Origin of the sequence: Streptomyces sp. NPDC088254 (assembly GCF_044740925.1) — a bacterium.
GTDB lineage: Bacteria > Actinomycetota > Actinomycetes > Streptomycetales > Streptomycetaceae > Streptomyces.
The window spans coordinates 155,586-181,325 of record NZ_JBIURQ010000002.1 but is presented as its reverse complement, the minus strand read 5'-3'; the positions used below and the strand labels follow the sequence as shown (position 1 = coordinate 181,325).

The 25,740-nt window shown below is 71.3% G+C and carries 22 protein-coding genes, 1 tRNA gene and 3 pseudogenes; 14 read left to right on the top strand and 12 right to left on the bottom strand.

Annotated elements, in window-relative coordinates; all coding sequences use genetic code 11:
- Window positions 1-6 precede the first annotated feature (6 nt).
- The 4 genes from ACIOC0_RS07690 (at window position 7) to ACIOC0_RS07675 (ending at window position 4,693) form a co-directional block, all read left to right on the top strand.
- Window positions 7-1,299 carry an aspartate kinase gene (locus ACIOC0_RS07690; protein WP_402153511.1) on the top strand — a complete coding sequence of 431 codons (1,293 nt, stop codon included), beginning with the start codon at window positions 7-9 and terminating at the stop codon, window positions 1,297-1,299.
- Window positions 1,299-2,366: an aspartate-semialdehyde dehydrogenase gene (locus tag ACIOC0_RS07685; protein WP_402153509.1), complete on the top strand. Its 1,068-nt coding sequence runs from the start codon at window positions 1,299-1,301 to the stop codon at window positions 2,364-2,366. Before ACIOC0_RS07690 ends, ACIOC0_RS07685 begins: the two co-directional genes overlap by 1 nt.
- A 444-nt stretch (window positions 2,367-2,810) precedes the next feature.
- A complete protein-coding gene (locus ACIOC0_RS07680) occupies window positions 2,811-3,512 on the top strand; it encodes a SigE family RNA polymerase sigma factor (protein WP_402153507.1) in 702 nt (233 codons plus the stop codon).
- 137 nt (window positions 3,513-3,649) lie between these two features.
- Window positions 3,650-4,693: a hypothetical protein gene (locus ACIOC0_RS07675; protein WP_402153506.1), complete on the top strand. Its 1,044-nt coding sequence runs from the start codon at window positions 3,650-3,652 to the stop codon at window positions 4,691-4,693.
- Here ACIOC0_RS07675 and ACIOC0_RS07670 read toward each other — a convergent pair.
- Complete coding sequence (locus ACIOC0_RS07670) at window positions 4,663-5,484, bottom strand: SURF1 family protein (protein WP_402153504.1); 822 nt, start codon at window positions 5,482-5,484, stop codon at window positions 4,663-4,665. The genes ACIOC0_RS07675 and ACIOC0_RS07670 overlap by 31 nt on opposite strands.
- A gap of 133 nt (window positions 5,485-5,617) precedes the next feature.
- Between ACIOC0_RS07670 and ACIOC0_RS07665 the strand changes: the two genes are divergently transcribed.
- Window positions 5,618-7,432: a prolyl oligopeptidase family serine peptidase gene (locus ACIOC0_RS07665; RefSeq protein WP_402153502.1), complete on the top strand. Its 1,815-nt coding sequence runs from the start codon at window positions 5,618-5,620 to the stop codon at window positions 7,430-7,432.
- 150 nt (window positions 7,433-7,582) lie between these two features.
- Here the strand turns inward: ACIOC0_RS07665 and ACIOC0_RS07660 are convergent, their stop codons facing one another.
- Window positions 7,583-9,499, bottom strand: coding sequence for an NAD-binding protein (locus ACIOC0_RS07660; RefSeq protein WP_402154351.1), 1,917 nt, complete (start codon window positions 9,497-9,499; stop codon window positions 7,583-7,585).
- 187 nt (window positions 9,500-9,686) lie between these two features.
- Here ACIOC0_RS07660 and ACIOC0_RS07655 point away from each other — a divergent pair, with 187 nt between their 5' ends.
- From ACIOC0_RS07655 to ACIOC0_RS07645, 3 genes are all read left to right on the top strand, one after another.
- A complete protein-coding gene (locus tag ACIOC0_RS07655) occupies window positions 9,687-10,736 on the top strand; it encodes a permease (protein ID WP_402153498.1) in 1,050 nt (349 codons plus the stop codon).
- Complete coding sequence (locus tag ACIOC0_RS07650; protein WP_402153496.1) at window positions 10,733-11,449, top strand: TIGR03943 family putative permease subunit; 717 nt, start codon at window positions 10,733-10,735, stop codon at window positions 11,447-11,449. The genes ACIOC0_RS07655 and ACIOC0_RS07650 overlap by 4 nt, the downstream gene beginning before the upstream one ends.
- A 169-nt stretch (window positions 11,450-11,618) precedes the next feature.
- Window positions 11,619-12,482, top strand: coding sequence for a hypothetical protein (locus ACIOC0_RS07645; protein WP_402153494.1), 864 nt, complete (start codon window positions 11,619-11,621; stop codon window positions 12,480-12,482).
- Window positions 12,483-12,567: 85 nt separating this feature from the next.
- On the opposite strand, the gene ACIOC0_RS07640 is transcribed toward ACIOC0_RS07645, so the two are convergent.
- The 3 genes from ACIOC0_RS07640 to ACIOC0_RS07630 form a co-directional block, all read right to left on the bottom strand.
- Complete coding sequence (locus tag ACIOC0_RS07640) at window positions 12,568-13,836, bottom strand: sugar ABC transporter permease (RefSeq protein ID WP_402153492.1); 1,269 nt, start codon at window positions 13,834-13,836, stop codon at window positions 12,568-12,570.
- Window positions 13,827-14,582: an ATP-binding cassette domain-containing protein gene (locus ACIOC0_RS07635; protein ID WP_130438561.1), complete on the bottom strand. Its 756-nt coding sequence runs from the start codon at window positions 14,580-14,582 to the stop codon at window positions 13,827-13,829. The genes ACIOC0_RS07640 and ACIOC0_RS07635 overlap by 10 nt, the downstream gene beginning before the upstream one ends.
- Window positions 14,583-14,679: 97 nt before the next feature.
- Window positions 14,680-15,792: a sugar ABC transporter substrate-binding protein gene (locus ACIOC0_RS07630; RefSeq protein ID WP_402153489.1), complete on the bottom strand. Its 1,113-nt coding sequence runs from the start codon at window positions 15,790-15,792 to the stop codon at window positions 14,680-14,682.
- A gap of 508 nt (window positions 15,793-16,300) precedes the next feature.
- On the opposite strand from ACIOC0_RS07630, the gene ACIOC0_RS07625 reads away from it, so the two are divergent.
- Window positions 16,301-18,061 carry a S8 family peptidase gene (locus tag ACIOC0_RS07625; protein ID WP_402154349.1) on the top strand — a complete coding sequence of 587 codons (1,761 nt, stop codon included), beginning with the start codon at window positions 16,301-16,303 and terminating at the stop codon, window positions 18,059-18,061.
- 262 nt (window positions 18,062-18,323) lie between these two features.
- Here the strand turns inward: ACIOC0_RS07625 and ACIOC0_RS07620 are convergent, their stop codons facing one another.
- Window positions 18,324-18,707 carry a winged helix-turn-helix transcriptional regulator gene (locus tag ACIOC0_RS07620; RefSeq protein ID WP_402153487.1) on the bottom strand — a complete coding sequence of 128 codons (384 nt, stop codon included), beginning with the start codon at window positions 18,705-18,707 and terminating at the stop codon, window positions 18,324-18,326.
- A 142-nt stretch (window positions 18,708-18,849) separates the two neighbouring features.
- Here ACIOC0_RS07620 and ACIOC0_RS07615 point away from each other — a divergent pair, with 142 nt between their 5' ends.
- On the top strand, window positions 18,850-19,257 hold the full coding sequence (locus ACIOC0_RS07615) for a RidA family protein (protein ID WP_402153485.1): 408 nt from the start codon (window positions 18,850-18,852) through the stop codon (window positions 19,255-19,257).
- Window positions 19,258-19,639: 382 nt separating this feature from the next.
- A complete protein-coding gene (locus ACIOC0_RS07610; protein ID WP_402153483.1) occupies window positions 19,640-20,272 on the top strand; it encodes an MBL fold metallo-hydrolase in 633 nt (210 codons plus the stop codon).
- A gap of 598 nt (window positions 20,273-20,870) precedes the next feature.
- Here the strand turns inward: ACIOC0_RS07610 and ACIOC0_RS07605 are convergent.
- Window positions 20,871-21,167 carry a hypothetical protein gene (locus ACIOC0_RS07605; RefSeq protein WP_402153481.1) on the bottom strand — a complete coding sequence of 99 codons (297 nt, stop codon included), beginning with the start codon at window positions 21,165-21,167 and terminating at the stop codon, window positions 20,871-20,873.
- Window positions 21,168-21,256: 89 nt separating this feature from the next.
- On the opposite strand from ACIOC0_RS07605, the gene ACIOC0_RS07600 reads away from it, so the two are divergent.
- Entirely contained in the window at window positions 21,257-21,427 is a 171-nt protein-coding gene (locus ACIOC0_RS07600; protein WP_402153480.1) for a hypothetical protein, read from the top strand.
- Window positions 21,428-21,433: 6 nt separating this feature from the next.
- Here ACIOC0_RS07600 and ACIOC0_RS07595 read toward each other — a convergent pair.
- A pseudogene (locus tag ACIOC0_RS07595) lies at window positions 21,434-22,042 on the bottom strand (transposase family protein); the annotation flags it as partial.
- Between the two features lie 131 nt (window positions 22,043-22,173).
- On the opposite strand from ACIOC0_RS07595, the gene ACIOC0_RS07590 reads away from it, so the two are divergent.
- On the top strand, window positions 22,174-22,674 hold the full coding sequence (locus ACIOC0_RS07590) for a YfbM family protein (RefSeq protein WP_402153478.1): 501 nt from the start codon (window positions 22,174-22,176) through the stop codon (window positions 22,672-22,674).
- 36 nt (window positions 22,675-22,710) lie between these two features.
- Here ACIOC0_RS07590 and ACIOC0_RS07585 read toward each other — a convergent pair whose 3' ends face one another.
- Window positions 22,711-23,235, bottom strand: a complete 525-nt coding sequence (locus ACIOC0_RS07585; RefSeq protein ID WP_402153476.1) for a hypothetical protein — start codon at window positions 23,233-23,235, stop codon at window positions 22,711-22,713.
- Window positions 23,236-23,265: 30 nt separating this feature from the next.
- A pseudogene (locus tag ACIOC0_RS07580) lies at window positions 23,266-23,823 on the bottom strand (transposase family protein); the annotation flags it as partial.
- Between the two features lie 160 nt (window positions 23,824-23,983).
- Here ACIOC0_RS07580 and ACIOC0_RS07575 point away from each other — a divergent pair.
- Window positions 23,984-24,463 (top strand): annotated as a pseudogene (locus ACIOC0_RS07575) (tyrosine-type recombinase/integrase); the annotation flags it as partial.
- Window positions 24,464-24,540: 77 nt separating this feature from the next.
- Here the strand turns inward: ACIOC0_RS07575 and ACIOC0_RS07570 are convergent.
- Window positions 24,541-24,614: transfer RNA gene (locus ACIOC0_RS07570), tRNA-Pro, on the bottom strand.
- A gap of 146 nt (window positions 24,615-24,760) precedes the next feature.
- A complete protein-coding gene (locus ACIOC0_RS07565) occupies window positions 24,761-25,687 on the bottom strand; it encodes a metallophosphoesterase (RefSeq protein ID WP_402153474.1) in 927 nt (308 codons plus the stop codon).
- Between the last annotated feature and the right edge of the window lie 53 nt (window positions 25,688-25,740).

The window sequence follows — 25,740 nt, the reverse complement described above, 5'->3', positions numbered from 1 at the left end:
GCGCACGTGGGCCTTGTCGTGCAGAAGTACGGAGGCTCCTCCGTAGCCGATGCCGAGGGCATCAAGCGCGTCGCCAAGCGGATCGTGGAAGCCAAGAAGAACGGCCACCAGGTGGTGGCCGTGGTTTCCGCGATGGGCGACACGACGGACGAGCTGATCGATCTCGCCGAGCAGGTATCCCCGATCCCTGCCGGACGCGAGCTCGACATGCTGCTGACCGCCGGAGAGCGGATCTCGATGGCCCTGCTGGCCATGGCGATCAAGAACCTGGGCCACAGCGCCCAGTCGTTCACCGGCAGCCAGGCAGGTGTCATCACCGACTCGGTCCACAACAAAGCCCGGATCATCGACGTGACCCCGGGCCGGATCCGTGACTCGCTCGACGCGGGCAACATCGCCATCGTCGCCGGGTTCCAGGGTGTCAGCCAGGACAGCAAGGACATCACCACCCTCGGCCGCGGTGGCTCCGACACCACCGCTGTGGCCCTCGCGGCCGCTCTCGACGCCGAGGTGTGCGAGATCTACACCGACGTCGACGGCGTGTTCACCGCCGACCCGCGCGTGGTCAAGAAGGCGCGGAAGATCGACTGGATCGCCTTCGAGGACATGCTCGAACTGGCGGCGTCCGGCTCCAAGGTGCTGCTCCACCGCTGTGTGGAGTACGCCCGCCGGTACAACATCCCGATCCACGTCCGCTCGTCCTTCAGCGGACTCCCGGGCACGTGGGTCAGCAGCGAGCCGGTCGACCGGAAGACACAGCAGCAAGGGGAAAAGCAGGTGGAGCAGGCCATCATCTCCGGTGTCGCGCACGACACCTCCGAGGCCAAGGTCACGGTCGTCGGCGTCCCGGACAGGCCGGGCGAGGCCGCGGCCATCTTCCGCGCGATCTCCGACGCCGAGATCAACATCGACATGATCGTGCAGAACGTGTCGGCCGCCTCCACGGGCCTGACCGACATCTCCTTCACCCTCCCCAAGGCCGAGGGCCGCAAGGCCATCGACGCCCTGGAGAAGAGCAAGGCCGGCATCGGCTTCGACTCGCTGCGCTACGACGACCAGATCGGCAAGATCTCCCTGGTCGGCGCCGGCATGAAGACCAACCCGGGCGTCACGGCCGACTTCTTCAAGGCGCTGTCCGACGCGGGCGTCAACATCGAGCTCATCTCGACCTCCGAGATCCGCATCTCGGTCGTCACCCGCGCCGACGACGTGCCGGAGGCCGTGCGCGCCGTGCACAGCGCCTTCGGTCTGGACTCCGACAGCGACGAGGCCGTCGTCTACGGAGGCACCGGACGCTGATGACGGTCCTTCGCGCGACCGCGCGCCCGACGCTGGCGGTCGTGGGAGCGACCGGCGCCGTGGGCACGGTCATGCTGCAGATCCTGTCCCAGCGCGCCGACGTCTGGGGCGAGATCCGTCTGATCGCCTCGCCGCGCTCGGCCGGCCGCAAGCTGGCCGTGCGCGGTGAGCTGGTCGAGGTGGCGGCGCTCACCGAGGAGGCCTTCGACGGCGTCGACGTCGCGATGTTCGACGTGCCGGACGAGGTCGCCGAGCGGTGGGCGCCTGTCGCCGCCGCCAGGGGCGCGGTCGTGGTCGACAACTCCGGGGCCTTCCGGATGGACCCGGAGGTGCCCCTGGTCGTCCCCGAGGTCAACCCGCACGCGGTGCGGGCCCGGCCGCGCGGGATCGTGTCCAACCCCAACTGCACGACCCTGTCGATGATCGTCGCGCTGGGCGCGCTGCACGCCGAGTTCGGGCTGCGCGAGCTGGTGGTGTCGTCGTACCAGGCGGTCAGCGGGGCGGGCCGGGCCGGCGTGGAGGCGCTGCGGCAGCAACTGTCCCTGGTGGCCGGCACGGAACTGGGCACCAGCCCCGGTGACGTACGGCGGGCCGTGGGCGATCTGAGGGGGCCGTTCCCGGAGCCGGTCGCGCTGAACGTGGTGCCGTGGGCGGGATCGCTGCGTGAGGACGGCTGGTCCTCGGAGGAGATGAAGGTGCGGGAGGAGTCCCGCAAGATCCTCGGCCTGCCGAAGCTGCCCGTCGCGGTGACCTGTGTGCGGGTGCCGGTGGTCACGGTGCACTCCCTCACCGTGCACGCCCGCTTCCAGGACGAGGTCACCGTCGACCGCGCGCGCGAGATCCTCGCCACCGCGCCCGGCGTGGTGCTGTGCGACAACCCGGCCGCCGGGGAGTTCCCCACGCCCGCCGACGTGGTGGGCACCGACCCGACCTGGGTGGGCCGGGTGCGCAGGGCGCTGGACGACCCCACGGCCCTGGAGCTCTTCGTGTGCGGGGACAACCTGCGCAAGGGAGCCGCCCTCAACACGGTGCAGATCGCGGAACTGGTGGCCGCGGAACTGTCCTGAGACACCGGCATGGACGGAAAAGTGCTGGCCAGAGCTTGACGGGTCGATAGCATTTGTCGGCGCGGATGTGATCCGGTCGACGGTCAGGATCACTTGTACCGGGCACCTTTGCCGCTGAGGATGGAAAAAGACGATTTCCCTCCCCGTCCCCCGCAACCGAGCGGGGGGCGGGGAGCGTCTTTGCGATCACCCTTCCGGGTGCGTGGCTGTGACCCCTCAGGGGTGTGGGTGTGTGGTCCCGGCGTGGGGACGCCGTGATCAGGGCGTGGGGACGCCCGTTCATATGGGATATACGGGAAGAGCGGGACGCATGAGGGCATGTGAGACGCCGTCAGGGGTGCTGCCGGGTGGGCGACGCGGGTGCGGGACGCCGACGGGGGAAACACACCCTGATGCCGTGGCCGGGGCGTACAACCATCGAGGGCACGAGCGTGTCCAACTGACGTGGCAGAGGTACTCGACTTCCCTGTGGCGGCGCGCGCCGCGGTCCTGCGACCGCCCCGCGCCGTCCTGCGCCCCCGCCCGCCCGGCGGGCGCGGCGGCATGCCGGTGATCGCGCCCATGCCCGCAGCGCGGCCCGCCCCCGTCCCCGGCCCGCCCGGACCCCAGGGGGGCGTCGAGTACTCCGAGGCCGTCGCGGGCGCCGCGGCCGCGGGCACCACCGTCGACCACCTCACCGAGACCTACCGGGCCCACTACCGCTCCCTGCTCGGTCTCGCCGCCCTCCTCCTCGACGACACCGCCTCCTGCGAGGACGTCGTCCAGGAGGCCTTCATCCGCGTCCACTCCGCGCGCAAACGCGTCCGCGACCCGGAGAAGACCCTGGCCTATCTGCGCCAGACGGTCGTCAACCTCTCCCGCTCCGCCCTGCGCCGCCGCATCCTCGGACTGAAGCTGCTGTCCAAGCCGATGCCGGACATGGCCAGCGCCGAGGAGGGCGCGTACGACCAGCTGGAGCGCGACTCTCTCATCAAGGCGATGAAGGGCCTCCAGCGCCGCCAGCGCGAGGTGCTGGTGCTGCGCTACTTCGCCGACATGACCGAGGCGCAGGTCGCCGAGACCCTCGGGATATCGCTGGGCTCCGTCAAGGCCTACGGCTCCCGCGGCATCGCCGCCCTGCGCGTCGCCATGGAGGAGCCGGCGTGAGCGGCCAGGGGGAGCCGGACCCACACCGGCGGCACGAGCCGGACGCGTCGACCGGGCGGCAGGACGAGCCGGCCCGGCCGCCGCACGGGCGGCCGCACACGCAACAGCCGAAGCAATCGCACGCTGGGAACGCAACCGTGAACCACCACCTCGACGACCAGGGCCCCGACGGGCTCGACTCGGACGAGCTGGCACTGCGCCGCTTGCTCCACCAGGCGGTCCAGGAGATGGAACCGCGCGACGGGGCGCTGGACCACCTGCGGCGGGCCGTGCCCGTCCGCAGGGCCCGCAAGCGGCAGGCCGCCGTCGGTATCGCCGCCGCCGCACTCTTCGTCGTCACCGCCGTCCCGGCCGCCCTGCACGTGTCGAACTCCGACGACTCCGAGGCCAACCCCGCCATCGCCGGCCAGGCCTCCCGCACCCAGGACGACGACGGCGCGAGCAAGCTCCCCGACGGCGGTGCCTCGGGCACGGCCCACGCCGCCGACGGCAGCCCCGGCCAGAAGGACGAGGACACCGGAAAGGGCGACGAACAGGACGAGGAGACCGGCAGCGCGACCGGCGCCACCACCGGCGCCGGCCCCTCCTCCTCGGGCGAGGCCACCGCTCCCGCCTGCACGGCCTCCCAGCTCGGATCCGCCACCGCCGGCGTCGACGCCCCCGACGCGACCGGCGTGGTCTACGGCGGCTTCCACGTCGTCAACGTCTCCGACCACGGCTGCACCGTCGGCGGCGCGGTGTCCCTGACGCCCACCGCCCAGGGCGCCGCCGACCCCGCGAAGATCAGCGTCGTCGAGTACGCCGCCGGCGGCCAGGCCCCCCAGCTGCCCGGCCCCTCCCGCTACGCCTCCGGGCTGACCCTCGCCCCGGGCGCGGCGTACGACGTGAGGTTCGCCTGGGTCCCCGCCGAGACCTGCCCCAGCCCGGGCGGCGGCACCGGCGGCGACACGGGCGGCGGCACGGCCTCGCCCGACCCCAGCCCGAGCGAGCAGAACAGCGGCACCGCCTCGGCCGGTGCCGGCGAGGGCACGGCCCCGCAGCTGCTCGTCGAGGACGGCGCGGCCGACGGCAGCGTCGTGGTGACGTACACCGCCGAGGGCGGCGGCCCGGCCGTCTCGGCGACGGTGGCGAACGCGTGCGCGGGCACGGTCTACCGGACGGGCGTGCTGGCGTCCTCCTGAGCGGCCGGGGCCGCGCCGGCCGACGCCCGGTCCCGCGGGACGATCCCGAGCGCCGCGTCGCGCGCGAACTCCACCTCGCGGCGCACCAGCCGGAACCACATGAACACCACGAACCCGGCGAACACGAACCACTCGCCGGTGTACCCGAGGTTCTGGAACGCCTTCAGGTCCAGCCCCGTGCCCGCCGGCGCGGTCGCCGGCACCGCCTTCGTCCCCGGGGCGGCGGTGTCGAGGGTCACCCAGGCGTCGTACAGGTCGTAGGGGACCAGGTTGACCAGGGAGGCCGCGCTGATCGCGGCCGTCTGCCCGGCCGGCAGGCCCCCGCGCGCGCTCACGCCGTTGTCGCCGGGCGTCTCGGAGGCCTGGAGCGCGCCGGTGACGGTGACCTGGCCGGCGGGCGGCGCCGGGGCTTTCGCCGCGTCGGCGGCGCCTGGCAGCCAGCCGCGCACCACGGGCAGCGCCCTGCCGCCGTCGGTCCGCAGCAGCGTCAGCACGTAGAAGCCCTGCCGGCCGTCCAGCTCGCGGTCGGGCACCAGCAGCTGTTCGCCGTAGCGGCCGGTCGCGGTGATCCGCTTGCCGGAGGTCGCCTTGTCCACGGGCAGCATCTCCGCGAGCGGCCGCGGCGCCTCCTTGCGGGCGGACGCCACCTGCGCCTCGGCGGTGCGCTGGTCGTCGACGCGCGACTCGAACCGGCTCAGCTGCCAGGACCCCATGAAGACGCAGAAGGGGACGGCCAGCAGCACGAAGACGTTGATCCCCCACCAGCGGGGCGTCAGCAGAAACCGGTACACGCCCTCAACGGTACGGGGCAAGCGCGGTGCGGCGGCCCGCGGGGTGTGGACGAACGGCGGGTCGTGGGCAAAGTTGTCCACAGGCTGGGGGCCGCGGGGATTACTTGTCGCTCCGAGCAGGCAGTATGGGGCCATGACTGAGAGCAAGGGGTCCGCCGCGCCGCAGCGGCACGAGGAGACGCCGGACTGGGAGAGGCGCTTCAGGGCGCCCCGTGTGTCGCTGCCCGACTGGGCCGAGGACGCGCCGGACCGCTCCCTGTTCGTGTCGAACGCGACGGGGACGTACGAGCTGTACGCGTGGGACCGGTCGACGGGCGAGCGCCGCCAGGCGACGAACCGGGCGAACGGCACCACGGACGGCGTGCTCTCCCCGGACGGCGCCTGGATCTGGTGGTTCGACGACAAGGACGGCGACGAGTTCGGCGTCTGGCGCCGCCAGCCCTTCGAGGGCGGCGAGGACGAGCTGGCCACCCCCGGCCTGGACCCCTCCTACCCCGCGGGCCTGGCCCTGGGCCGCGACGGCCGCACGGCGGTCGTGGGCCGCTCCACCGACGAGGACGGCACCACGATCCACGTGGCCCGCGTCGGCGAGCCCCCGTTCGAGCTGTACCGCCACCGCGAGTCGGCGGGCGTGGGCGACCTCTCCCACGACGGCTCGCTCATCGCGATCGAGCACACCGAGCACGGCGACGCCATGCACTCCGCGCTGCGCGTCCTGCGCCCGGACGGCACGACGGTCGCCGAGCTCGACGACACCCGGGGCGGCACCGAGGAACTGGGCCTGGAGGTGCTGGGCTTCGCCCCGGTCGACGGCGACACCCGGCTGCTGATCGGCCACCAGCGCAGGGGCCGCTGGGAGCCGATGGTGTGGGACGTGGCGACCGGCGAGGAGAGCGACCTGGCCCTGGACCTGCCGGGCGACGTCAGCGCCGAGTGGTACCCGGACGGCTCGGGCCTCCTCGTCGCGCACAGTTTCGAGGCGCGCAGCGAACTGTTCCGCTACGACCTGGCCCGCCGCGAGCTGGAGCGGGTGCCGACCCCGCCGGGCACCGTGTCCGGGGCGACGGCCCGCCCCGACGGCAGCGTGGAGTACCTCTGGTCCTGCGCCGCCCAGCCGCCCGCGGTGCGCTCCACGAGCGGCGGGGTGGTCCTCGACCCGCCCGGGCCGAAGTCGCCGGGTTCGGTGCCGGTGGAGGACGTGTGGGTGGAGGGCCCCGGTGGCCGTATCCACGCCCTGGTCCAGAAGCCGGCGGGCGCCACCGGCCCGCTGCCGACCGTCTTCGACATCCACGGCGGCCCCACCTGGCACGACAGCGACTCTTTCGCGGCGGCCCCGGCGGCCTGGGTGGACCACGGCTACGCCGTGATCCGCGTCAACTACCGCGGCTCGACCGGGTACGGCCGGGCCTGGACCGACGCGCTGAAGCACCGGGTCGGCCTGATCGAGCTGGAGGACATCGCCGCCGTCCGCGAGTGGGCGGTCTCCTCGGGCCTCGCCGATCCGGAGCGCCTGATCCTCACCGGCGGCTCCTGGGGCGGCTACCTCACCCTGCTCGGCCTCGGCGTGCAGCCCGACGCATGGGCGCTCGGCATCGCGGCGGTCCCGGTCGCCGACTACGTCACGGCCTACCACGACGAGATGGAGGCCCTGAAGGCGATGGACCGCACGCTGCTCGGCGGCACCCCGGAGGAGGTCCCGGAACGCTTCGCGGCCTCGTCGCCCCTGACGTACGTCGACGACGTCAAGGCGCCGGTCTACATCTCCGCCGGGGTCAACGACCCCCGCTGTCCGATCCGCCAGATCGACAACTACGTCAAACGCCTGGAGTCCCGCGGCGCCCCCCACGAGGTCTACCGCTACGACGCGGGCCACGGCTCCCTGGTGGTCGACGAACGCATCAAACAGGTCCGCCTGGAACTCGAATTCGCCCAGAAGTACCTGCGGTAGGCGGCGCGAGGGTGGGTGCGGGTGAGCGGGGCCGGTCGCGCAGTTCCCCGCGCCGCTGAGGAGGTGCCGTCACCGGCGCTGTCAGCGGCACCCCGCCAGCGCGGGGGAGCGACACCCACCCCTGGCCCGCCCCACCCCCGGCCGCACGACCTACCGCCGCCCCCGCCGCCCCAACAGCTCCGCCAGCCCCCGCCGAGTAGCCGCCAGCACCACCCGATCCGCCCCCCGCAGCACGTACGACTCGGGCAGATCCCACACCAGCCCCCCGTCCTCCCCCCGGTCCAGCGCCAACACCCGCCAGTACCCCGCCCGAAACGCCTCCCCCACCGACTTCCCCGCCAACTGCGCATGCCCCGCGACCTCCAGCGCGGCGAACAGCAACACCCGCCGCTCCACCGGAATCGCCCCCAGGATCTGCCGCCCCATCATCGCCCCCGCGAACGACGGGGCGGACAGGTGCGACACACTGCGGCTCCGCGTCAACGCCTGCGGATGCGCCGCCCGCAGCGTGCGGTACACCGCCGTCGCGAAGTCGTCGTCGTACAGCCGCAGCACCACCCGCAGATCCGGCCGCAACGACCGCGCGTACAGAGCCGCTTCAAGATTCGTCGTGTCCGAGCTGGTCACCGCGAGCAGCGCGTGCGCTCGGCCGATCCTCGCCGCCTCCAGCACCCCCTCCTGCGTGACGTCCCCCAGCACCACCGGCACCCGCAGCCGCCGCGCCACCGCGACCCCGCGCGCCTCCGGCGCCGCCTCGACGCACACCACCGGGATGTCCAGCTCCCGCAGCCGCGTCAGCACCCGCGTGCCGATCTTCCCCAGCCCGAGCAGCACGACGTGCCCGCCCATCCCCCGGGGCGGCCGCCGCAACGCCCCCGCCCCCCGGAACGTCCCCAGCGCCTCCAGCACCGCGGCCAGCAGTACCGGCAGCAACAGCAACCCCATCAGCCCCGACAGGAGTTGGAGCACCTGCCGTTCGGTGGACGCCCCGATCGCCGGGTCGTTGATCGAGAACAGGTCCAGCAGCGTCAGATAGACCGCCCCCAGCGGATGGATCCCGGTCACCACCCACAACGCCACCGCGAGCGCGACCACGCACGCCGCCAGCCCGGCGAGCGACCAGCGCAACCGCCGTGAGAACAGGGAGGCGAACGGCGCCACCACCGCGACGCCCCGTCCGCCGGGCGACCCGCCCCCGGCCGCGTACGACACCTGCTCCAGCACCACGCTGCCCCGCCCCCGCGCGGCGGCCACCGTCGCCGCGTCCGGCAGCAGCAGCGGCCCCTGTTCCCCACTGGTTTCCGAACCGTCCGCAAAGGAAGGGTCGTTGCTCGTCGCGGACAGCAACGCGAGCGTGGCGGGCCCGGAACCGGCCGGACCGCCGGCGGGACCTGCGGACTGCCCGGGCCGGGGCGGGGGCCGTTCGACGGCCCGCAGCATGAGCCGGTCCGTCTGGACGACCTTCGTGGTGCCGGCGACGGCGGTCGCGGCGAGCGCGGGCGCGGCGGTGTCGGCGTCGGACAGCACGGTGGTCGAGGCCTCCGCCGCGCCGCCGCCCCCGTCTCCGTCGCCACCCACCGCCAACGCGGCCGCCTGATCGAGAAGTTCCTCTATGTGCTGGCCCAACCGCCGGTTGAACAGCCGCAGGACGAGCCGCAGCCGGGGGTTGAGCCGGCGGGCGGTGAGAGCGGCGCGGATGTTCGTCTCGTCGTCGTCGTACACGAGCGCCAGCGCGGCGGCCCGTTCCACCCCGGCCTCGGCGAGCACGGCCTCGGTCGGTTCCTCGGCCTCCAACACCTGCCGCAGGCCGCCGGTTTCACCCCCACCGCCACCGCCACCCGCGCCCGGCCCGGCCGCAGCTCCGCCGCCGTTGCCCGAAGCCCGGTTGACGGCCGCGCTCACCACCCGGTCGAGCAGCGCCGCGGACACCGCACGGGCCCGCCCGACCACCGGCGGCCGTACCGTACGCTCGGAGGGCGGTACGACGAGGGTGACCTGTTCCTCGTATACCCCCCGCAACTCGGCGGCCAGCCGGTGCGCGAGACCGTCGTCCCCGCACACCACCATGTGCCCGCCGGCGCCGCCCCGCGACGCACCCTGATCCGGAACGCTCCCCACGAGGGAGAAGACTGCCTCACCGGGACGGGTGGTTCCAGACGGCCGCTGAACAAGCGGACCCGCACGGCCGTATGGGACGGGCGGGGGACCAGCACGGCAGGGCGACAACGCGAGGGAACCCGGAGGTGCCCCACCCGTGGCCATCACCAGAGCGACGGCTCCCCACCAGGGGGAAGCGGCGGCGCGTCCCGCCGACGACGCGGACGCCGGGGCCGGCGAGACCGGCCGTGAACCCCGCCCCCGGCTCACCTCCCCCCTGGCCCTCACCCTCCTGCTGATCCTGACGGTGCTGCTCCAGAGCCCGCTGCGCCGCGCGCTGGCCGCGCCGGTGATGCAGAGCTGGACGACGGTCTTCGTGGCGGTGGTGATCCAGGCGCTGCCGTTCCTCGTCCTGGGTGTCCTGCTGTCGGCGGCCATCGCGGTCTACGTCCCCCCGTCGTTCTTCGCCCGCGCCCTGCCCCGCAGCCCCGCCCTCGCGGTCCCGGTGGCCGGTGTCGCGGGCGCGGTCCTGCCCGGCTGCGAGTGCGCGTCCGTACCGGTCGCCGGCGCCTTGGTCCGCCGGGGCGTCACCCCCGCCGCGGCCCTCGCCTTCCTGCTCTCCGCCCCCGCGATCAACCCGATCGTGCTGACGGCGACCGCTGTGGCCTTCCCGCGCGACCCCGAGATGGTGCTGGCCCGGTTCGTGGCGAGCCTCGCCGTGGCCTGCGCGATGGGCTGGCTCTGGCACCGTCTGGGCCGCACGGACTGGCTCCGCCCGCCCGCGCACCCCCCGCACGAGGGCCGCACCAAGGGCGCGGCGTTCTGGGACGCGGTCCGGCACGACGTGACGCACGCCGGCGGCTTCCTCGTCGTGGGCGCGATGGCGGCGGCCACGCTGAAGGCGCTCGCCCCGGAGAGCTGGCTGCGCACCGCCGCGGACAACCCCCTCGTCGCGATCCTCGCGCTGGCCGTGCTGGCCGTGGTCCTGTCCATCTGCTCGGAGGCGGACGCGTTCGTCGCGGCGTCCCTGACGCAGTTCTCGCTGACGGCCCGCCTCGCCTTCCTGGTCGTCGGCCCGATGATCGACCTGAAGCTGTTCGCGATGCAGGCGGGCACGTTCGGCCGGGGCTTCGCCCTGCGCTTCGCCCCGGCGACGTTCGTCCTCGCGGTGGCGGGGGCGGCACTGACCGGGGCGGTGCTCCTGTGAACCGCCTGGCCCAGTCGGCCGTCCTCTTCCTCCTCGGCGCGACCCTCCTGCACGCCGGCGCCACCGACCTCTACCTCCGCTATGTCAAGGCGGGTCTGCAACCCCTCCTCCTCGCCTCGGGCGCGGTCCTGGTGGCGACGGCCCTGGCCACGGCCTGGTACGAACGAGGCCGGCAGCGCGGCGCGGAACACTCCGGTGCCGCCCACCGCGAACCCCGGATCGCCTGGCTGCTGCTCCTGCCCCTCCTCGCCCTGATCCTGGTCGCCCCGCCCGCCCTCGGCTCCTACAGCGCCACCCGCACCGGCACGGCCCTCCAGGAACCCCCCGCCTACGCGGCCCTCCCGCCCACCGGTCCCCTGCGCCTGAGCGTGGTCGACTACGCGACCCGCGCCGCCTACGATCACGGCCGCACCCTCACCGGCCGGCGCATCGAGATCACCGGCTTCCTCGCCCTGGACGCCGACGGCACGCCGTACCTCGTCCGCATGGCCCTCAACTGCTGCGCCGCCGACGCCCAGCCCGTCAAGATCGGCCTCACCGGCCGCATCCCGCCGGTCCTCCAGCCGGACACCTGGCTGCGCGTCACCGGCGTGTACACCCCCCGCCTGAGCCGGGACCCGGTCAACGACGGCCCGATCCCCTGGTTCGAGGCGACGACGGTGACCCCCACGACACAGCCCCGGGACCCGTACGACGAGTCGTGGAACAACTGACGCGACGAGTCGCGCGATTGCGCGCGCGAGGAGTCGCGGAACCACGGATGTGACGTGTCGTCACACGGCTGTGACATGGATCGGACTGTTCCGCAGCGGACGATTTCTACCGTTGTCATCGCAGGTCAGCGAGACCGTCACCGCAGATGCCAGGTACCCAGGAGCCGCCATGCGCCCAGAACTCCGCACCGCCTTCGCCGCCGTCGCCCTCGTCGGCACGGCCGCCGCCTCCGTCGCCTCCGCGACCGCCACGGCCGCCGCGGCTCCGGCCGTGCCCACGACGAACCAGGCGAACTGTGTCGCCGTCACGACGGTCCCCTCCGCCTTCGGCGGCATGAAGGTCCGGCTGGTCAACAGCGCCGACGACGGCGCGTCCGCAAAGCTCCTGACCTCTCGGGGCGCCGTCGTCGCGACCGTCGACCAGAGCAGGCCCGCCAACCTGTCCAGCGGCCTGAAGATCACCGGGGTGCTGGGCGCGAAGCCGGTCTTCCACCAGCGCAGCCAGGGCGGCTCCACCCCGTGGCAGGCCATCGCCTTCCCCGCGCTGACCGCCGACTGCACCCAGCGCGGCAAGCTCGTCCGCACCGTGCGCCTCGACGCGCGGACGACCGCGCAGGTCTTCCGGGTCAACGCCGGCGGCCACTACCAGGCCCGCGTCTTCCAGGGCGGCAAGCTGATCCGCTTCCTCGACGCGAACGCCCGCTCCGGGGCCGCCCTGTTCGGCGGTCGCACGCTGGTGCTCACCCCCGACGGCGCGACCCTCACCTGGACGGGTGCGGCCACCGCGGCCCACCCCCGTCTCGGCCGCTACAAGCTCGCCGACGGCTCGACCGTGAAGCTGGTCAAGCGGAACGGCGTCTACGGGGTGCGCCTGACCACCGGCCACGGCACGTTCCCCGTGACCTACGCCAAGGCCCGCCCCGTCGTCCTCCAGGACGACAACACGGTGGTCGTCCTGGCCGCCGACGGCACCGTCAGCAACTACATCCACGGCAAGTCCCGCCAGAAGGCCCCGGTGTACCTGGGCGCCTGACGCACGGGGGAGGGGTGCCGCGGCGGTACCCCTCTCTCTGCCCCCTCCGCCCCGGGCCCGCCCGAGCGGGCCTGAAGCCCCTGGCTCAGGGCCGCCCGAGCGGGCCCGGGGCGCGCCGGGTCAACGCGTCGGCCACCACCGCCGTGTACAGCACCCCGCCCGTGATCATGAATTGCACGGGGGACGCCACGCCCAGCAGGGACATGCCCGAGGCGATCGACTGGATGATGAGCACCCCCAGCAACGCCGACCAGGCCGACCCGCGTCCGCCGAACAGGCTGGTGCCCCCGATGACGGCGGCGGCGATCGCGTTGATCAGCAGCATCCCGGAGCCCGGCACCTGGCTCGCCGAGGTGAGCCGGGACGCGACGAACAGCCCGCCGACGGCCGCCAGGGTCCCCGACACCATGAACACCGCGATCCGCACGCGCGTCACGTCGACGCTGGCCCGCCGGGCCGCCTCCACGCCGCCGCCCAGCGCGAGGATCTGCCGGCCGTGGGTCGTACGGCGCAGGAAGAGGTCCGAGGCGGTGATGACCGCGAGGAAGATCAGCAGCGCCAGCGGCAGCCCCTCGAACCGGTCCAGGACGTAGACCACGGTGAACAGGACCGCCGCGAGGACTGCCGTACGCGCCCAGATCACGCCCGGCGGCCGGGACGGCATCCCGGCGGCCGCCCGGCGCCGGCGCTCACGGCGGGCGGCGAGGAGGTACACGGCCGTGACGAGCGCCGGCAGCCCGTAGACGACGAAGCCGGAGCCGAAGTAGCGGCTGGTCAGCTGGGCGACCAGCCCGTCCTCGCTGAAGTTGACGGACGCGTCCGGCCCCAGCAGGTACAGCATCACCCCGTTCCACGCGAGCAGACCCGCGAGGGTGACGACGAACGCGGGCACGCCGATCCTGGCGAAGGAGAACCCGTGCAGGCCCCCGGCTGCGGCGCCGCAGCACAGCGCGGTGATCACGGCGAGCCATTCCGGCATCCCCAGGTTGACGTTCAGCGCGGCGAAGACGGCGCCCGCGAGCCCGGCGAGCGAGCCCACGGACAGATCGATCTCGCCGATCAGCAGCACGAACACGATCCCGACGGCCACCATGCCGGTGCCGACGATGTCCACGCTGAGCACGGACAGGTTGCGCGCGGAGAGGAAGTTCTCGTTGAGGCTCTGGAACACCACCCAGATCAGGGCGAGGGCGAGGAGGACGGGGGTGGGACCGAGATCGTGCTCGCGCAGCCGTCGGCGTACGCCGTGGACGACGTAGGCCCTGATCCGCGCGGTCGTCCGCCGCCCGCCGTCCTTCTCCGCCTCGCCGCCGGCCACCTCCGGCCCGTCTCCCTGCCTCTCCCTCACGGCCATGCCTCCTCCGGGCGGGTGGGTCGATGGCCCGCCGCGTTGTCGGCCGCGCCGGTGATGGAGGAGATGATCTGCTCCTGGGAGGCGGTGTTCACGTCGAAGACGCCGTTGTTGCGTCCGAGGCGCAGGACGGCCACCCGGTCGGCGACGGCCTTGATGTCGCCCATGTTGTGGCTGATCAGGAGGACGCCGAGGCCCCGGTCGCGCAGCTCCTCGATGAGGTCGAGGAGCTGACCGGTCTGCTCCACGCCCAGGGAGGCGGTGGGTTCGTCCAGCAGGAGCAGCCGGGGCGAGCCGAGGAGCGAGCGGGTGATCGCGACGACCTGCCGCTGCCCGCCGGACAGCGCGGCGACCGGCACGCGCACGTCGGGAATGCGGATGGACAGCGTGTGCAGCAGCTCGCGGGTCAGGCGCTCCATCTCCACCTCGTCGAGGACGCCGAAGCGGTGGATCTCCCGGCCGAGGAAGAGGTTGCCGACGACGTCGAGGTTGTCGCACATCGCGAGGTCCTGGTAGACGGTCGCGATGCCCAGGGCCTGGGCGTCCTGGGGGCGTCTGATCTGGATGGCGTCGCCCTGCCACTCGATGACGCCCCGGTCGGCCGGACCGGCCCCGGAGATCACCTTGACCAGGGTGGACTTGCCGGCGGCGTTGTCGCCCATCAGGGCGACCACCTCCCCGGCCCTGATCTCCAGCTCGACGTCCACCAGCGCCTGGACGGCGGCGAACCGCTTGGACACGCCGCGCATCGCCAGAAGGGGCCGACCGTGGACGGGTCCCGGCTCGGGCCCTGGCTCGGGGCCCGGCTCGCGGCCTGGCGACAAGGCCACCTCCTTCCGTGAGCGCTCAGCCGGTGATCCCGGCCTCGTCGCACGCCGACCGAAGTCTAGGAGGGCATACCTGGTCGATGGTGTACATACCGTCCTTCACCAGGGTGTCCTTGATGTTGTCGACCGTCACGGAGACCGAGGGGAGGAGGACGGAGGGGATGTCGTCGGTGGTGGCGCTGTCGACGGTGCGGGTGGCGATGGACCCGACCGCCTGCCCGCGACCGAGGGCGACGGCCATCTTCACGGCGGCGTCGGCGGCCGGCTTGAAGGGCTTGTACACGGTCATGTACTGCTCGCCTCTGACGATGCGCCGTACGGCGACGAGATCGGCGTCCTGACCGGTGACCGGGGGCAGCGGCCGGACCTCGGTGGCGTTGAGCGCGGAGATCACGGCGCCGGCGAGGGCGTCGTTGGCGGCCAGCACACCGTCGATGCTGCTCCCGCCCAGCATGGCGACGGCTCCCCGCATGTTCACGAACGCGTTCTCCGGCCGCCAGTTGACCGTGTCGTACGACTCGCCGATCTTCACCTTGCCCTTGAGGACGGCGAGCGCCCCCTGCTTGAACCACTCGGCGTTGGGGTCGGTGGTGGCCCCGTTCATCATCACGATCTGCTCGTTCCGCCCCTTGGCCGCCATGGCCTTCAGCAGCCCTCGGGCCTGGAGCCTGCCGACCTCCGCGCCGTCGAAGGTCACGTACCCGGAGACCGGCCCCTGCGCGAGCCTGTCGTAGGCGACGACCGGGATGCCGGCCCGGTGCGCGGCCTCGACGGACGGACGCAGCAGGTCGGGATCGACGGCGGCGATGATCAGCACATCCACGCCCCTGGTGATCATCGACTCCAGTTGCTGCCGCTGCACGGCGGGATCGGGCGTGGCGGCGACCACGGCCGCCGGACAGTCCGGGCACAGCTCCTTGAGCTTCCCCTCGATCAGCGGCCGGTCGAACTGCCCGAACCGGGAGGCCCCGCCCCCGGGCAGCAGCAGCCCCACCGAAGGCCCGTCCCCGCCTCCCTCCCCGCACCCCCCGACCAGCCCCCAGGCCCCGACGACCACGACCGCCATGGCCGCCCGGGCGAGCACCCTGCGCCTCACAGCCGCCAACCCACCACCGAGACCCACGAGACCCATCCGCGCTTCCTGAGAAACCTCACTGATACATCCCCTATATCCGATATGTCGAAAACTAAAAGCTCCCCCCGCCCTCCACTCGCGCCGGCTTTGCCGCCCCGGGCGCCGGCGGCCCGCTTCCTGGGCGGCCGTCTCCGTCCGGGGGCGGCTCCTCCCGGACGACCGTCGCCATCACCGCGGCCGCCGCTGCGGCCCTCGCCTCCGCGCGGGCCCTCGCCTCCGCGCGGGCCCTCGCCTCCGCGCGGGCCCTCGCCTCCGCGGGGGCCCTCATCGCGCGCCGCCTTTTACGCAGGACGGCGTCGACCCTCGATGCCCGGAGTACGTCCATTTTCAGCCATGCCTCTATGACGACCCTGCACGGAAAGACACTTCCGTGCGGGGGCATGCACCTGACATCTTGCATCCATCACTCGTTTCGTACGGCCAGGCCGGTGCCCTCAGCACGGCCGGGCCGTCTCCGGAGGACGCATTGATACCCCACATGTCCAGCCGCCCCAGACGCACACTGGTGCTGGCGGCCACGCTCGGTGCCGCCCTCGCGTTCGGCGCCCCGGGAGCCCTCGCGGGCACGCTCCCCGTCGTCCCCTCCACCGCGCCGGCCGCCAAGGCCCACGCTCCTGCCGCCGTGCCGGCATCCCAGAGTGCGACCTGGGTGGCCGGGACGCGTGCCTACCTCGTGATCACCGCCCCCGGTGACAGTTCGGCCGTCCGCTCGGCGATCACGGCCAACGGCGGCACCGTCTTCTCGAACTTCGACGCCATCGGCGTGATCGTCGCCCACTCGGCGTCCAGCACCTTCGCCGCCACCATGCGCGGCGTCGCCGGCGTGCAACAGGTCGGCGCCACGCGTACCTCGGACGTCCCGGCCGACGCCTACAACCCGGCGCTCCCGGCCAATCCGGCCCAGTCCTCGACCCCGGCCGGAGAACCGGTCCGGGCCGACATGAGCCAGATCAAGGCCGATCAGGCCTGGGCCGTGAACCCGGGCTCCTCCTCCGTCACGGTCGGCATTCTGGACACCGGTGTGGACGACCAGCACCAGGACCTGGCGCCCAACTTCGACGCGGCCGACTCGGTCTCCTGCGCCTACGGCAAGCCCGACACCCGTACCGGCGCGTGGCGGGACGTCGACACGCACGGCACCCACGTGGCGGGCACCGTCGCCGCGGCCAAGAACGGCAAGGGCGTCGTCGGCGTGGCCCCCGGGGTGAAGATCGCCGCGGTCCGGGTCGCCGAGCCGGGCAACTCCTTCTTCTTCGCCGAGAACACCGTCTGCGGCTTCGTCTGGGCCGGTGACCACGGCTTCAAGGTCACCAACAACAGCTATTACACGGACCCGTGGCAGTTCAACTGCCCGGACAACATCGACCAGGCCGCCATCATCGAGGGCGTCAAGCGCGCCCAGGAGTACGCCGAGAGCAAGGGCTCCCTCCAGATCGCCGCCGCGGGCAACGAGAACTACGACCTCGCCCACAAGACGACCGACTCCGCGAGCCCGAACGACTCGACGCCGGTCACCCGAACCATCACCAACGCCTGCCTCGACATCCCGACCGAGCTGCCGGGCGTGGTCACGGTCGCGGCCAACGGCACGGGCGTCACCAAGGCCTCGTTCTCCAACTTCGGTCAGGGCGTCATCGACGTCGCGGCGCCGGGCAGCAATGTGTACTCCACCGTCCCCGGCGGCGGCTACGGCAGCAAGAGCGGCACCTCGATGGCCACCCCGCACGTGGTCGGCGTCGCGGCACTCCTCGCCAGCGCCAACCCGGGCATCACCCCGGCGCAGCTCCGCGCCAAGCTGGCCGGGCAGGCCAACGACATCGCCTGCCCCTCGGACAGCCGCTGCACGGGCACGACGGCCAACAACTCGTTCTTCGGCGAAGGTCAGGTCGACGCCCTCAAGGCCGTCGGGACCGCCCCGCCGCCCGGCAAGTACTTCGAGAATCTCGCGGACTTCGCCGTCAACGACAACGCGACCGTGGAGAGCCCGATCGCCGTGACCGGTGTGACCGGCAACGCCCCGGCCACCCTCAAGGTGGGTGTGGACATCAAGCACACCTACATCGGTGACCTGAAAGTCGACCTGGTGGCGCCGGACGGCACCGTCTACACGCTGCACAACCACGCCGGGGGCAGCGCCGACAACATCGCCCAGACCTACACCGTGAACGCCTCCTCGGAGGTCGCGAACGGCACCTGGAAGCTGCGCGTCAACGACAACGCCGCCTCCGACACAGGCAAGATCGACGCCTGGAACCTGACCTTCTAGCGCAGGGCCGGGCAGAGCCCGCGTACAGCACGCACAGCGCCGCGACAGCTCCCCGCCCGCGGCAGCGGCCAAGGCGGGCTGCGGTCCGTTCGGCCAGGGCTGCGAACTGCTGGGCGGGCAGAGGGCACATGGGCCCCGACGGCGGTGTACACCGCCGTCGGGGCCACCATGCCGAAGGCGTCCAGCAAGGCCGCGGACGGCATGGATCCGGTGTCCGGGGCCACCCTTGTCTGATACTCCAGACGTAGACCCTGATCAGCTGTCAGGCGTCGAAGCGGCGGCGGGCGGCCTCGATGTGCCCGACGTACCGGTGCGTCCAGTCGCACATTCCGTCGACGGTTGCGCGTAGGCCCTGGCCCGGCTCGGTGAGGGTGTATTCGACACGCGGCGGGACGGTGGGGTGCACGTTTCTCTCGACCAGGCCGTTGCGCTCCAGCATGCGCAGGTTCTGGGTGAGCATCTTGTGGCTGATGCCCTCGATCTCGTTCCGCAGTTCGCTGAAGCGCAGAGTGCGTTCGCCGAGAGTCTCGATGATCAGGAATGCCCACTTGTTGGCAACGTCGGAGAAGATCTCTCGCGCCAATGAGTCCGCGCGCCTGAGGTCTGCTTCCTCCTCGGATGGGCCCTTGAGCTGTTTGGTCACCATCGGGTTCCCCAGTCACTGGAAAGTGCGTTCTTCCACGTCAGCGCTCACTCTCCTACGGTTCCTGAGTAACCACAAGAGACCGAAGGCGCCATCGCTGGGCGGACACGAGCCCACGGGCGCTCAGGACGAGGAGGCAGGCAGCATGGCCGTCAACCTGGTGAACCCGAGTGGATTGCCCAAGATCGATGTCTACCGGCAGGTGTCGATCGCAACTGGGTCGAAGCTGGTCTTCATCGCCGGGCAGGTCGCCTGGGACGCCGAGGGGATCACGGTCGGCGAAGGCGACCTCGCCGCGCAGGTCGAGCAGTGCTACCTCAACATCGGCACCGCGTTGGCCGAGGCCGGCGGTTCCTTCGACGACGTGGCGAAACTGACCTTCTACGTCGTCGACTGGACCCCCGACAAGATGCCGCCGCTGCTCGAGGGGATCTCCCGGGCGGCCGCAAAGCTGGACACCACCCCGGTCCCGCCGGCCACGCTGCTGGGCGTTGCGGCACTGGACGTTCCCGACCATCTGGTCGAGATCGAAGCCACTGCGGTCCTCGACTGAACGGATGCCGTTCGCCCGCTGAGCGCCGAAGTGGCCAACTGTGGTGCTCAGTTGCCAACCAGCGTGCTCGGCACATCATGTGTGGCACTTGTGCGTGCCGGCGACCGGCCCCACTGGGGGCCACGGCCCGCAAGGCCGACTCCGGTGCGTCCGAGCTGAGCCAGTGTCGACAGTCGCTGACAATCGATCTCGGCACGGTAGTTCCTGCAGTTCAGCGCATACGCCCCGGTAAGGGAACACCTGCCGGTTGCTGCCGCATGCCCGGCGGGGTCCCCTGGAGTAGAGGGGCTCATCCGGAAAGGGGCTGTTCCATGGAACGGCAGGCGAAGGACCCCAGAGCGCGGGTGACTGCCCGCAGCCCGGCGCTCCCGGCGGTGATGTCGTGACCGCGCGGGTCGAGTGCGTGGTGACGACCGGTGTCGTGGCCGGACCGGACGCCGACACCACGCCGATGGAGAACAACGTGTGGATCATCGGTGACGACGAGCAGGCGATGGTGGTCGACTCCGCACACGAGCCGGACGTCATCGCCACGGCGCTCGGCGACCGCCGCGTGGTGGCGATCGCGTGCACCCACGCACACAACGGACACGTCGACGCGGCGGTGGCTCTGTCGGACCGCACCGGCGCTCCGATCATGCTGCACCCGGACGACCTGGAGCTGTGGCGCCGCAGCTTTCCCAGCCGTGTCCCCGACGAGGAACTCGTCGACGGCCGGGTGATCGACGTCGCCGGAACCGCTCTGACGGTACGTCACACTCCGGGACATACGCCGGGATCCATAAGTCTGTACGATCCGGCGCTGCGCCGCGTCTTCACCGGGGACATGCTGTTCTCGCGCGGCCCTGGAACCATCGGGCCGGAGGAATCCGACTTCCAGGCGATGGTCCGGTCGATCCGTGAGCGCCTCGTCACCCTGCCCCCCGAGACGGTGGTGTGCCCGGGGCACGGCGACGTCACCACGGTCGGCGAGGTGGGCGAGCGCGTGGAGGACTGGCTCCGCCGCATCACGTGAGAGCGAGAGGCCCACGCCCGGCGCAGTCAAGCGAATGGGCCTCTGGTCAGCGTCGGGGTGGCGGGATTTGAACCCACGACCTCTTCGTCCCGAGGCAACTTGGGCGGGGGCGCTGACTTGGGTTGCTGTCGTTCTCACCTGCGCCGGTGGTCCACAGTCGTTCACGGGCGTCCGCCGGTGTTGTTACGCAGTTAGACACGCAGCGGATCCTAGCCCCGCCGCTCGCCGGCAGATCGGCTTTGCCCTTCGGTCTGGGGCATCCGTGTGAGACGGTGACGATGAGCACGGTGACCCACTCGACCAGCGCGGGAGGCAGGTCGAGTGCGGCAGGAAAGGAGACCAATGAGGCACCTAAGCTAATGAGTTGAGGCATCGAACACCTCTCTCGACGGCACGGGTGCCTCGCGGGTTGCGACCTCGGCACCGTCACCCCAACGGTGACCACACCGAAACACTCAAAGACGGTCCGCCCGCCCCTGGGTTCGACATGGTCAACTCCCCGGCCCGTTCCGGTCTGTTGACCAGGAAGTTCTGTGGCCCCCCACGATGGTCCAAAACGCCCGGGCCAGCAGGGTATGGGCGACAGCCTCGTTGGGCATCAGGTGCCAGAGTTGTCGACGAAACCCACGATGTCGAGGTATTCGATTTTGGGCGGGACGCCATAGATTCCCGTCACTTTGTCGACGATCTCTTTCGTGAAGAAGGAACGGGCCTTCTCCTCGTCATCCCACACGTAGAAGTTCCTTGCCTGAACGCCGTCTTCGTCGAGCGTGAAGCTCTTGAAGCGAAGGCCGGCCATGCCTTCGAACGGTCCTCGGAGTTCGTCGGCAATCCTTGCGATAGTTGAACGATCGAACTTTTCGGGCTGCATGAAAGTCACGAGCACGCCGATCATCGGGCTCCTATCGATTGGGTGAGCGACGGTCGATCGAGTGATGCTAGCGGCGGATCCTAGTACACACATACGGAGGTTCCGGTCTTTAGGTGTCGAATGTCGCCGAACTAGAACGGATCGCCCCGGATGGCTGCAGACAGCTCGGCGATGCCGCGGCCAGCGAGCCGCTGGGCGACATCGACCCGTGGTGGACGGTCTTGAAGATCCGCCCGGAACTGAGCTTCGACCACATGGGGAGGGCACCCCGCCGAGCGGAGTGAGCTTCTTCAGCGTTGCCGCTCCAGGGTGAGAATGGCTTTGGCGATTGACGTCATGCGGTTGGGGCTGCAGCGGGACCTGCGGAAGATGCGCCAGGACTTCAGGCAGGCCACGCCGCGCTCGGCCGGTGCCCGTGCTGCGGCCAGAGCCCGGTTGACGGTCTTCTCGGTAGGGGTGGGTTCCTGCAGGGGCCTGCGTCTGATGCCTGTGGTCAGCCAGGGGCCACCGCCCTGGTAGGCGAGATCGGCCAGGATGGGGACGCCCTGGCGCTCGCAGATGCGGATGATCCGGTGGGTGCGGGCGGCGGTCAGGTCGTGGGAGCGGCCCGGCAGCGCGGGCGAGAGCCACAGCAACTGGCCGTCCGGATCGGTGACTACCTGCACGTTCACCCCGTGCCGGCGGTGCTTGTGGGAGCAGCCGGCCCGTCCGTCGCCGACCCGGTCGCACTCGGCGAGTGTGCCGTCCAGGAGGACGAAGTCCGGATCCTGCTCGCGTAGGACCTTCAGCAGGCCCGGTGCGCGGTCGGCGAGGAGGTCGATGACCGCGCTGGTGTAGGCGTGGGCGGTGGACTCGCTGATCCCGAACCCGGCAGCGACCTTCGCCAGGGCCTGCGTTTCATTGGCGGCTCGCCACCAAGCCGGGATCGCTCCGGGTCTCGGCTGAACGCCGGTGAACCCGACTGAATGAGACGGAAACTGAGACGGCCCGTCCCACGGCCGTTGTCAGTGGCCTTCCCTAGTCTCCGGCCATGAGCATGATTTGCGAGTACCTGCGTGTCACGGCTGCTGAGCTGGACCGAGCTATCCAAGACCCCGACTGGGCTCTGGACTTCGTCGAAGAGGTCCAGGACGCAGAAGAGGAGACGGAGCCTGCGCCGGCCGACGCGCGTCATTTCAGCGCGTACAAGTCCTGGGACCTACTCCGCTTCCTACTGGCGCGCGCCGAGTTCCCCGTGAACGTGATCCACGGTGAGGAGCCGTTCGTCGAGGACGAGGATTGGGGATACGGGCCTCCGAGGTACCTGCGGCCTCAGCGGGTCCGGCTCGCGGCCGAAGCTCTGCGGGCGACCAGCTATGCCCAGCTCATCAGTGCCGTCGATCCTGCCGAACTGACCAGTGCCGAGGTGTATCCGCTTGGATGGAGTGAGCCCGGCTCGCTGGCGTGGGGGCGTACCTGGTACGACGGCCTCACACAGTTCTTCGAGGCTGCTGCCAGGGCGGACGGCGCGATGCTCGTCTGGTTGGACTGACGGGCCGCGACGGCGGTGGGACCTCAGCTTGGGAAGCTAAGGGCGTTCGCGAGAGGTTGCCGAGCCGACCTGTGGCGACGCCGTGTCGGAGCCTGAATCGCCGTCGGCCTGCTCCCCGCTGTTCCCCGTGGTTCCCCGCACGATCTGGCACGGGTCTGGCACGGCCGCGTCCTCAAGCAGCGTGGCAAGTTCTCGTAGGTCGTTCGTGACCATGACTTGGGCGAGGCGCCCGGCGACGGACACGACCTCTGGCCAGGCAGATGACTGGAGATGCTCCGCGTCGGTGTCGTTGGGCGCCTCGGCTGCCGCAGCGTTGAGCGCGGCACCTAGCTCTCGCATGAGGACGACCTCTTCGTCACTTCGGAGGCTGATGCCGAGGTACCGCTCTGGCTCGTCGGCGTCGCAGAAGTCGTCGAAGAGTGTGTGGAAGACCTGGTCCAGGTTTTCGAACGCCGACGGGTGGAGCCAGACGTCCCGCTGCCATGGTGGATTGGCCAGGGCCAGCACAACGGGTACGACGTGGACTCGGTGGTTCGCTATAAGTCGGGCGGCTTCGCTCACGAGTCCGAGCGTAGCGATCAGTGAGCTTCTTCAGCGTTGCCGCTCCAGGGTGAGAATGGCTTTGGCGATTGACGTCATGCGGTTGGGGCTGCAGCGGGACCTGCGGAAGATGCGCCAGGACTTCAGGCAGGCCACGCCGCGCTCGGCCGGTGCCCGTGCTGTGGCCAGAGCCCGGTTGACGGTCTTCTCGGTAGGGGTGGGTTCCTGCAGGGGCCTGCGTCTGATGCCTGTGGTCAGCCAGGGGCCACCGCCCTGGTAGGCGAGATCGGCCAGGATGGGGACGCCCTGGCGCTCGCAGATGCGGATGATCCGGTGGGTGCGGGCGGCGGTCAGGTCGTGGGAGCGGCCCGGCAGCGCGGGCGAGAGCCACAGCAACTGGCCGTCCGGATCGGTGACTACCTGCACGTTCACCCCGTGCCGGCGGTGCTTGTGGGAGCAGCCGGCCCGTCCGTCGCCGACCCGGTCGCACTCGGCGAGTGTGCCGTCCAGGAGGACGAAGTCCGGATCCTGCTCGCGTAGGACCTTCAGCAGGCCCGGTGCGCGGTCGGCGAGGAGGTCGATGACCGCGCTGGTGGACCGGACGGCGGTCGTCGTCGAGACCTTCCGCGGTGAGCGCGTGCTGGACGACTCTGCGGAAGTCGCCGCGTACGAGGACACGTTCAGCAGCTTCGAGGAAGCCGCGACCTTCGGGTCTGACGTGCGGGAATTGCTTCTCCAAGTGATGAAGGATTTCCGAGACTTGGACGGCTCGGTGCGGCGCACCGGAGACACCAAGACCCGGAAGTCCCGGCGCACGCTCGCCCTGCCGGCGCGCTGCGTCGAAGCCCTCTGGCAGCAATTCGAAGATCAGGGCTGGGATCGGCTCGCCGCTGACGACAAGTGGGAGGAACACGGCCTCGTCTTCTCCTCGGCCGTAGGCAAGCCGCTCGACGCTGCCGACGTCCGCCGCGCCTTCCGCCAGGCGCTCAAGGACGTCGACGGGATCAACGGAGACGAGTGGACGCCGCGGGAGCTCCGGCACAGCTTCGTGTCGCTGCTCTCAGACCGGGGCGTCCCGCTGGAAGAGATCTCCCGGCTCGGCGGGCACTCCGGTACGGCCGTGACGGGAGAGGTCTACCGGAAGCAGATCCGGCCCGTGATCCAGACCGGTGCCGTGGTCATGGACGGCATCTTCGGCACCGAGCAACAGCGGCCGCAAGCACGCAGCAAAGCACTCAAGAATCGATAGTCACGCAGTTAGACACGCAGCAACGCCAGAGGGCCCTTACCGACTCGGTAAGGGCCCTCTGATCTGCTACTTAGCTGTCGGGGTGGCGGGATTTGAACCCACGACCTCTTCGTCCCGAACGAAGCGCGCTGCCAAGCTGCGCTACACCCCGATGTCACTGCTGTCGCGGTGACGTCGTTTACTTTAGCCCACTGGTGGCCGGAGACGAAATCCGGTTTTGCGGTGGTGCCCCAGGGGGCCGGGGACGTTGCCGGCGAGGCGGGGGCGGGGCGCTCTGCGTCCCGGTCGGGGCCTCCGCTACGCCTTTTCGATCAGCGTCAGCAGCGTCGCCTCCGGCGGGCAGGCGAAACGTACCGGGGTGTAGCGGCTCGTGCCGCAGCCGGCCGAGACGTGCAGGTACGACGTGCGGCCCTCCGCCGTGTGCGTGGACAGCCCCTTCACGCGGTCGGTGTCCAGGTCGCAGTTGGTGACGAGGGCGCCGTAGAAGGGGATGCACAGCTGGCCGCCGTGAGTGTGGCCGGCGAGGATCAGCGGGTAGTCGTCCGCCGTGAACGCGTCCAGCGTCCGCAGGTACGGGGCGTGCACCACGCCCATCGAGAAGTCCACGCCGCTCGACGGGCCGCCGGCCACCCGCGCGTACCGGTCCCGCTTGATGTGCGGGTCGTCCAGTCCCGTCAGCCCCACCGACGCGCCCTCGGTCTTCAGCGTGCCGCGCGTGTTCGTCAGGTTCAGCCAGCCCGCGCCGTCGAAAGCGTCGCGCAGGTCCTCCCACGGGTTGTGCACGACGTCGACGGCGGGCGGGTTGCCGTTCAGGCCGTGACGGCCCTGGGCCTTCTCCAGCAGGTACCGGGCGGGGTTGCGCAGCTTCGGGCCGTAGTAGTCGTTGGAGCCGAAGACGTACGCGCCGGGGAGCTCCATCAGTGGGCCGAGCGCGTCCAGGACCTCCGGGACGCCCTCGGGGTCGGACAGGTTGTCGCCCGTGTTGATCACGAAGTCGGGGCGCAGGCCGGCCAGCGAACGCAGCCAGCGCTGCTTCTTGCGCTGCCCGCTCACCATGTGGATGTCGGAGACCTGCAACACGCGCAGGGGGCGCATCCCGGCGGGCAGGACGGGGACCGTCACCCTCCGCAGGCGGAAGGAGCGGGCCTCGAAACCCGCCGCGTACACCAGACCGGCGGCGCCTGCCGCCGCGAGGGACAGTGGTACTCCGTATCGCGCGCGCATACGTCCATCGTGTCAGACGGAGGACGTGGTTCCGACCTCGCGGCCCCCTGAGA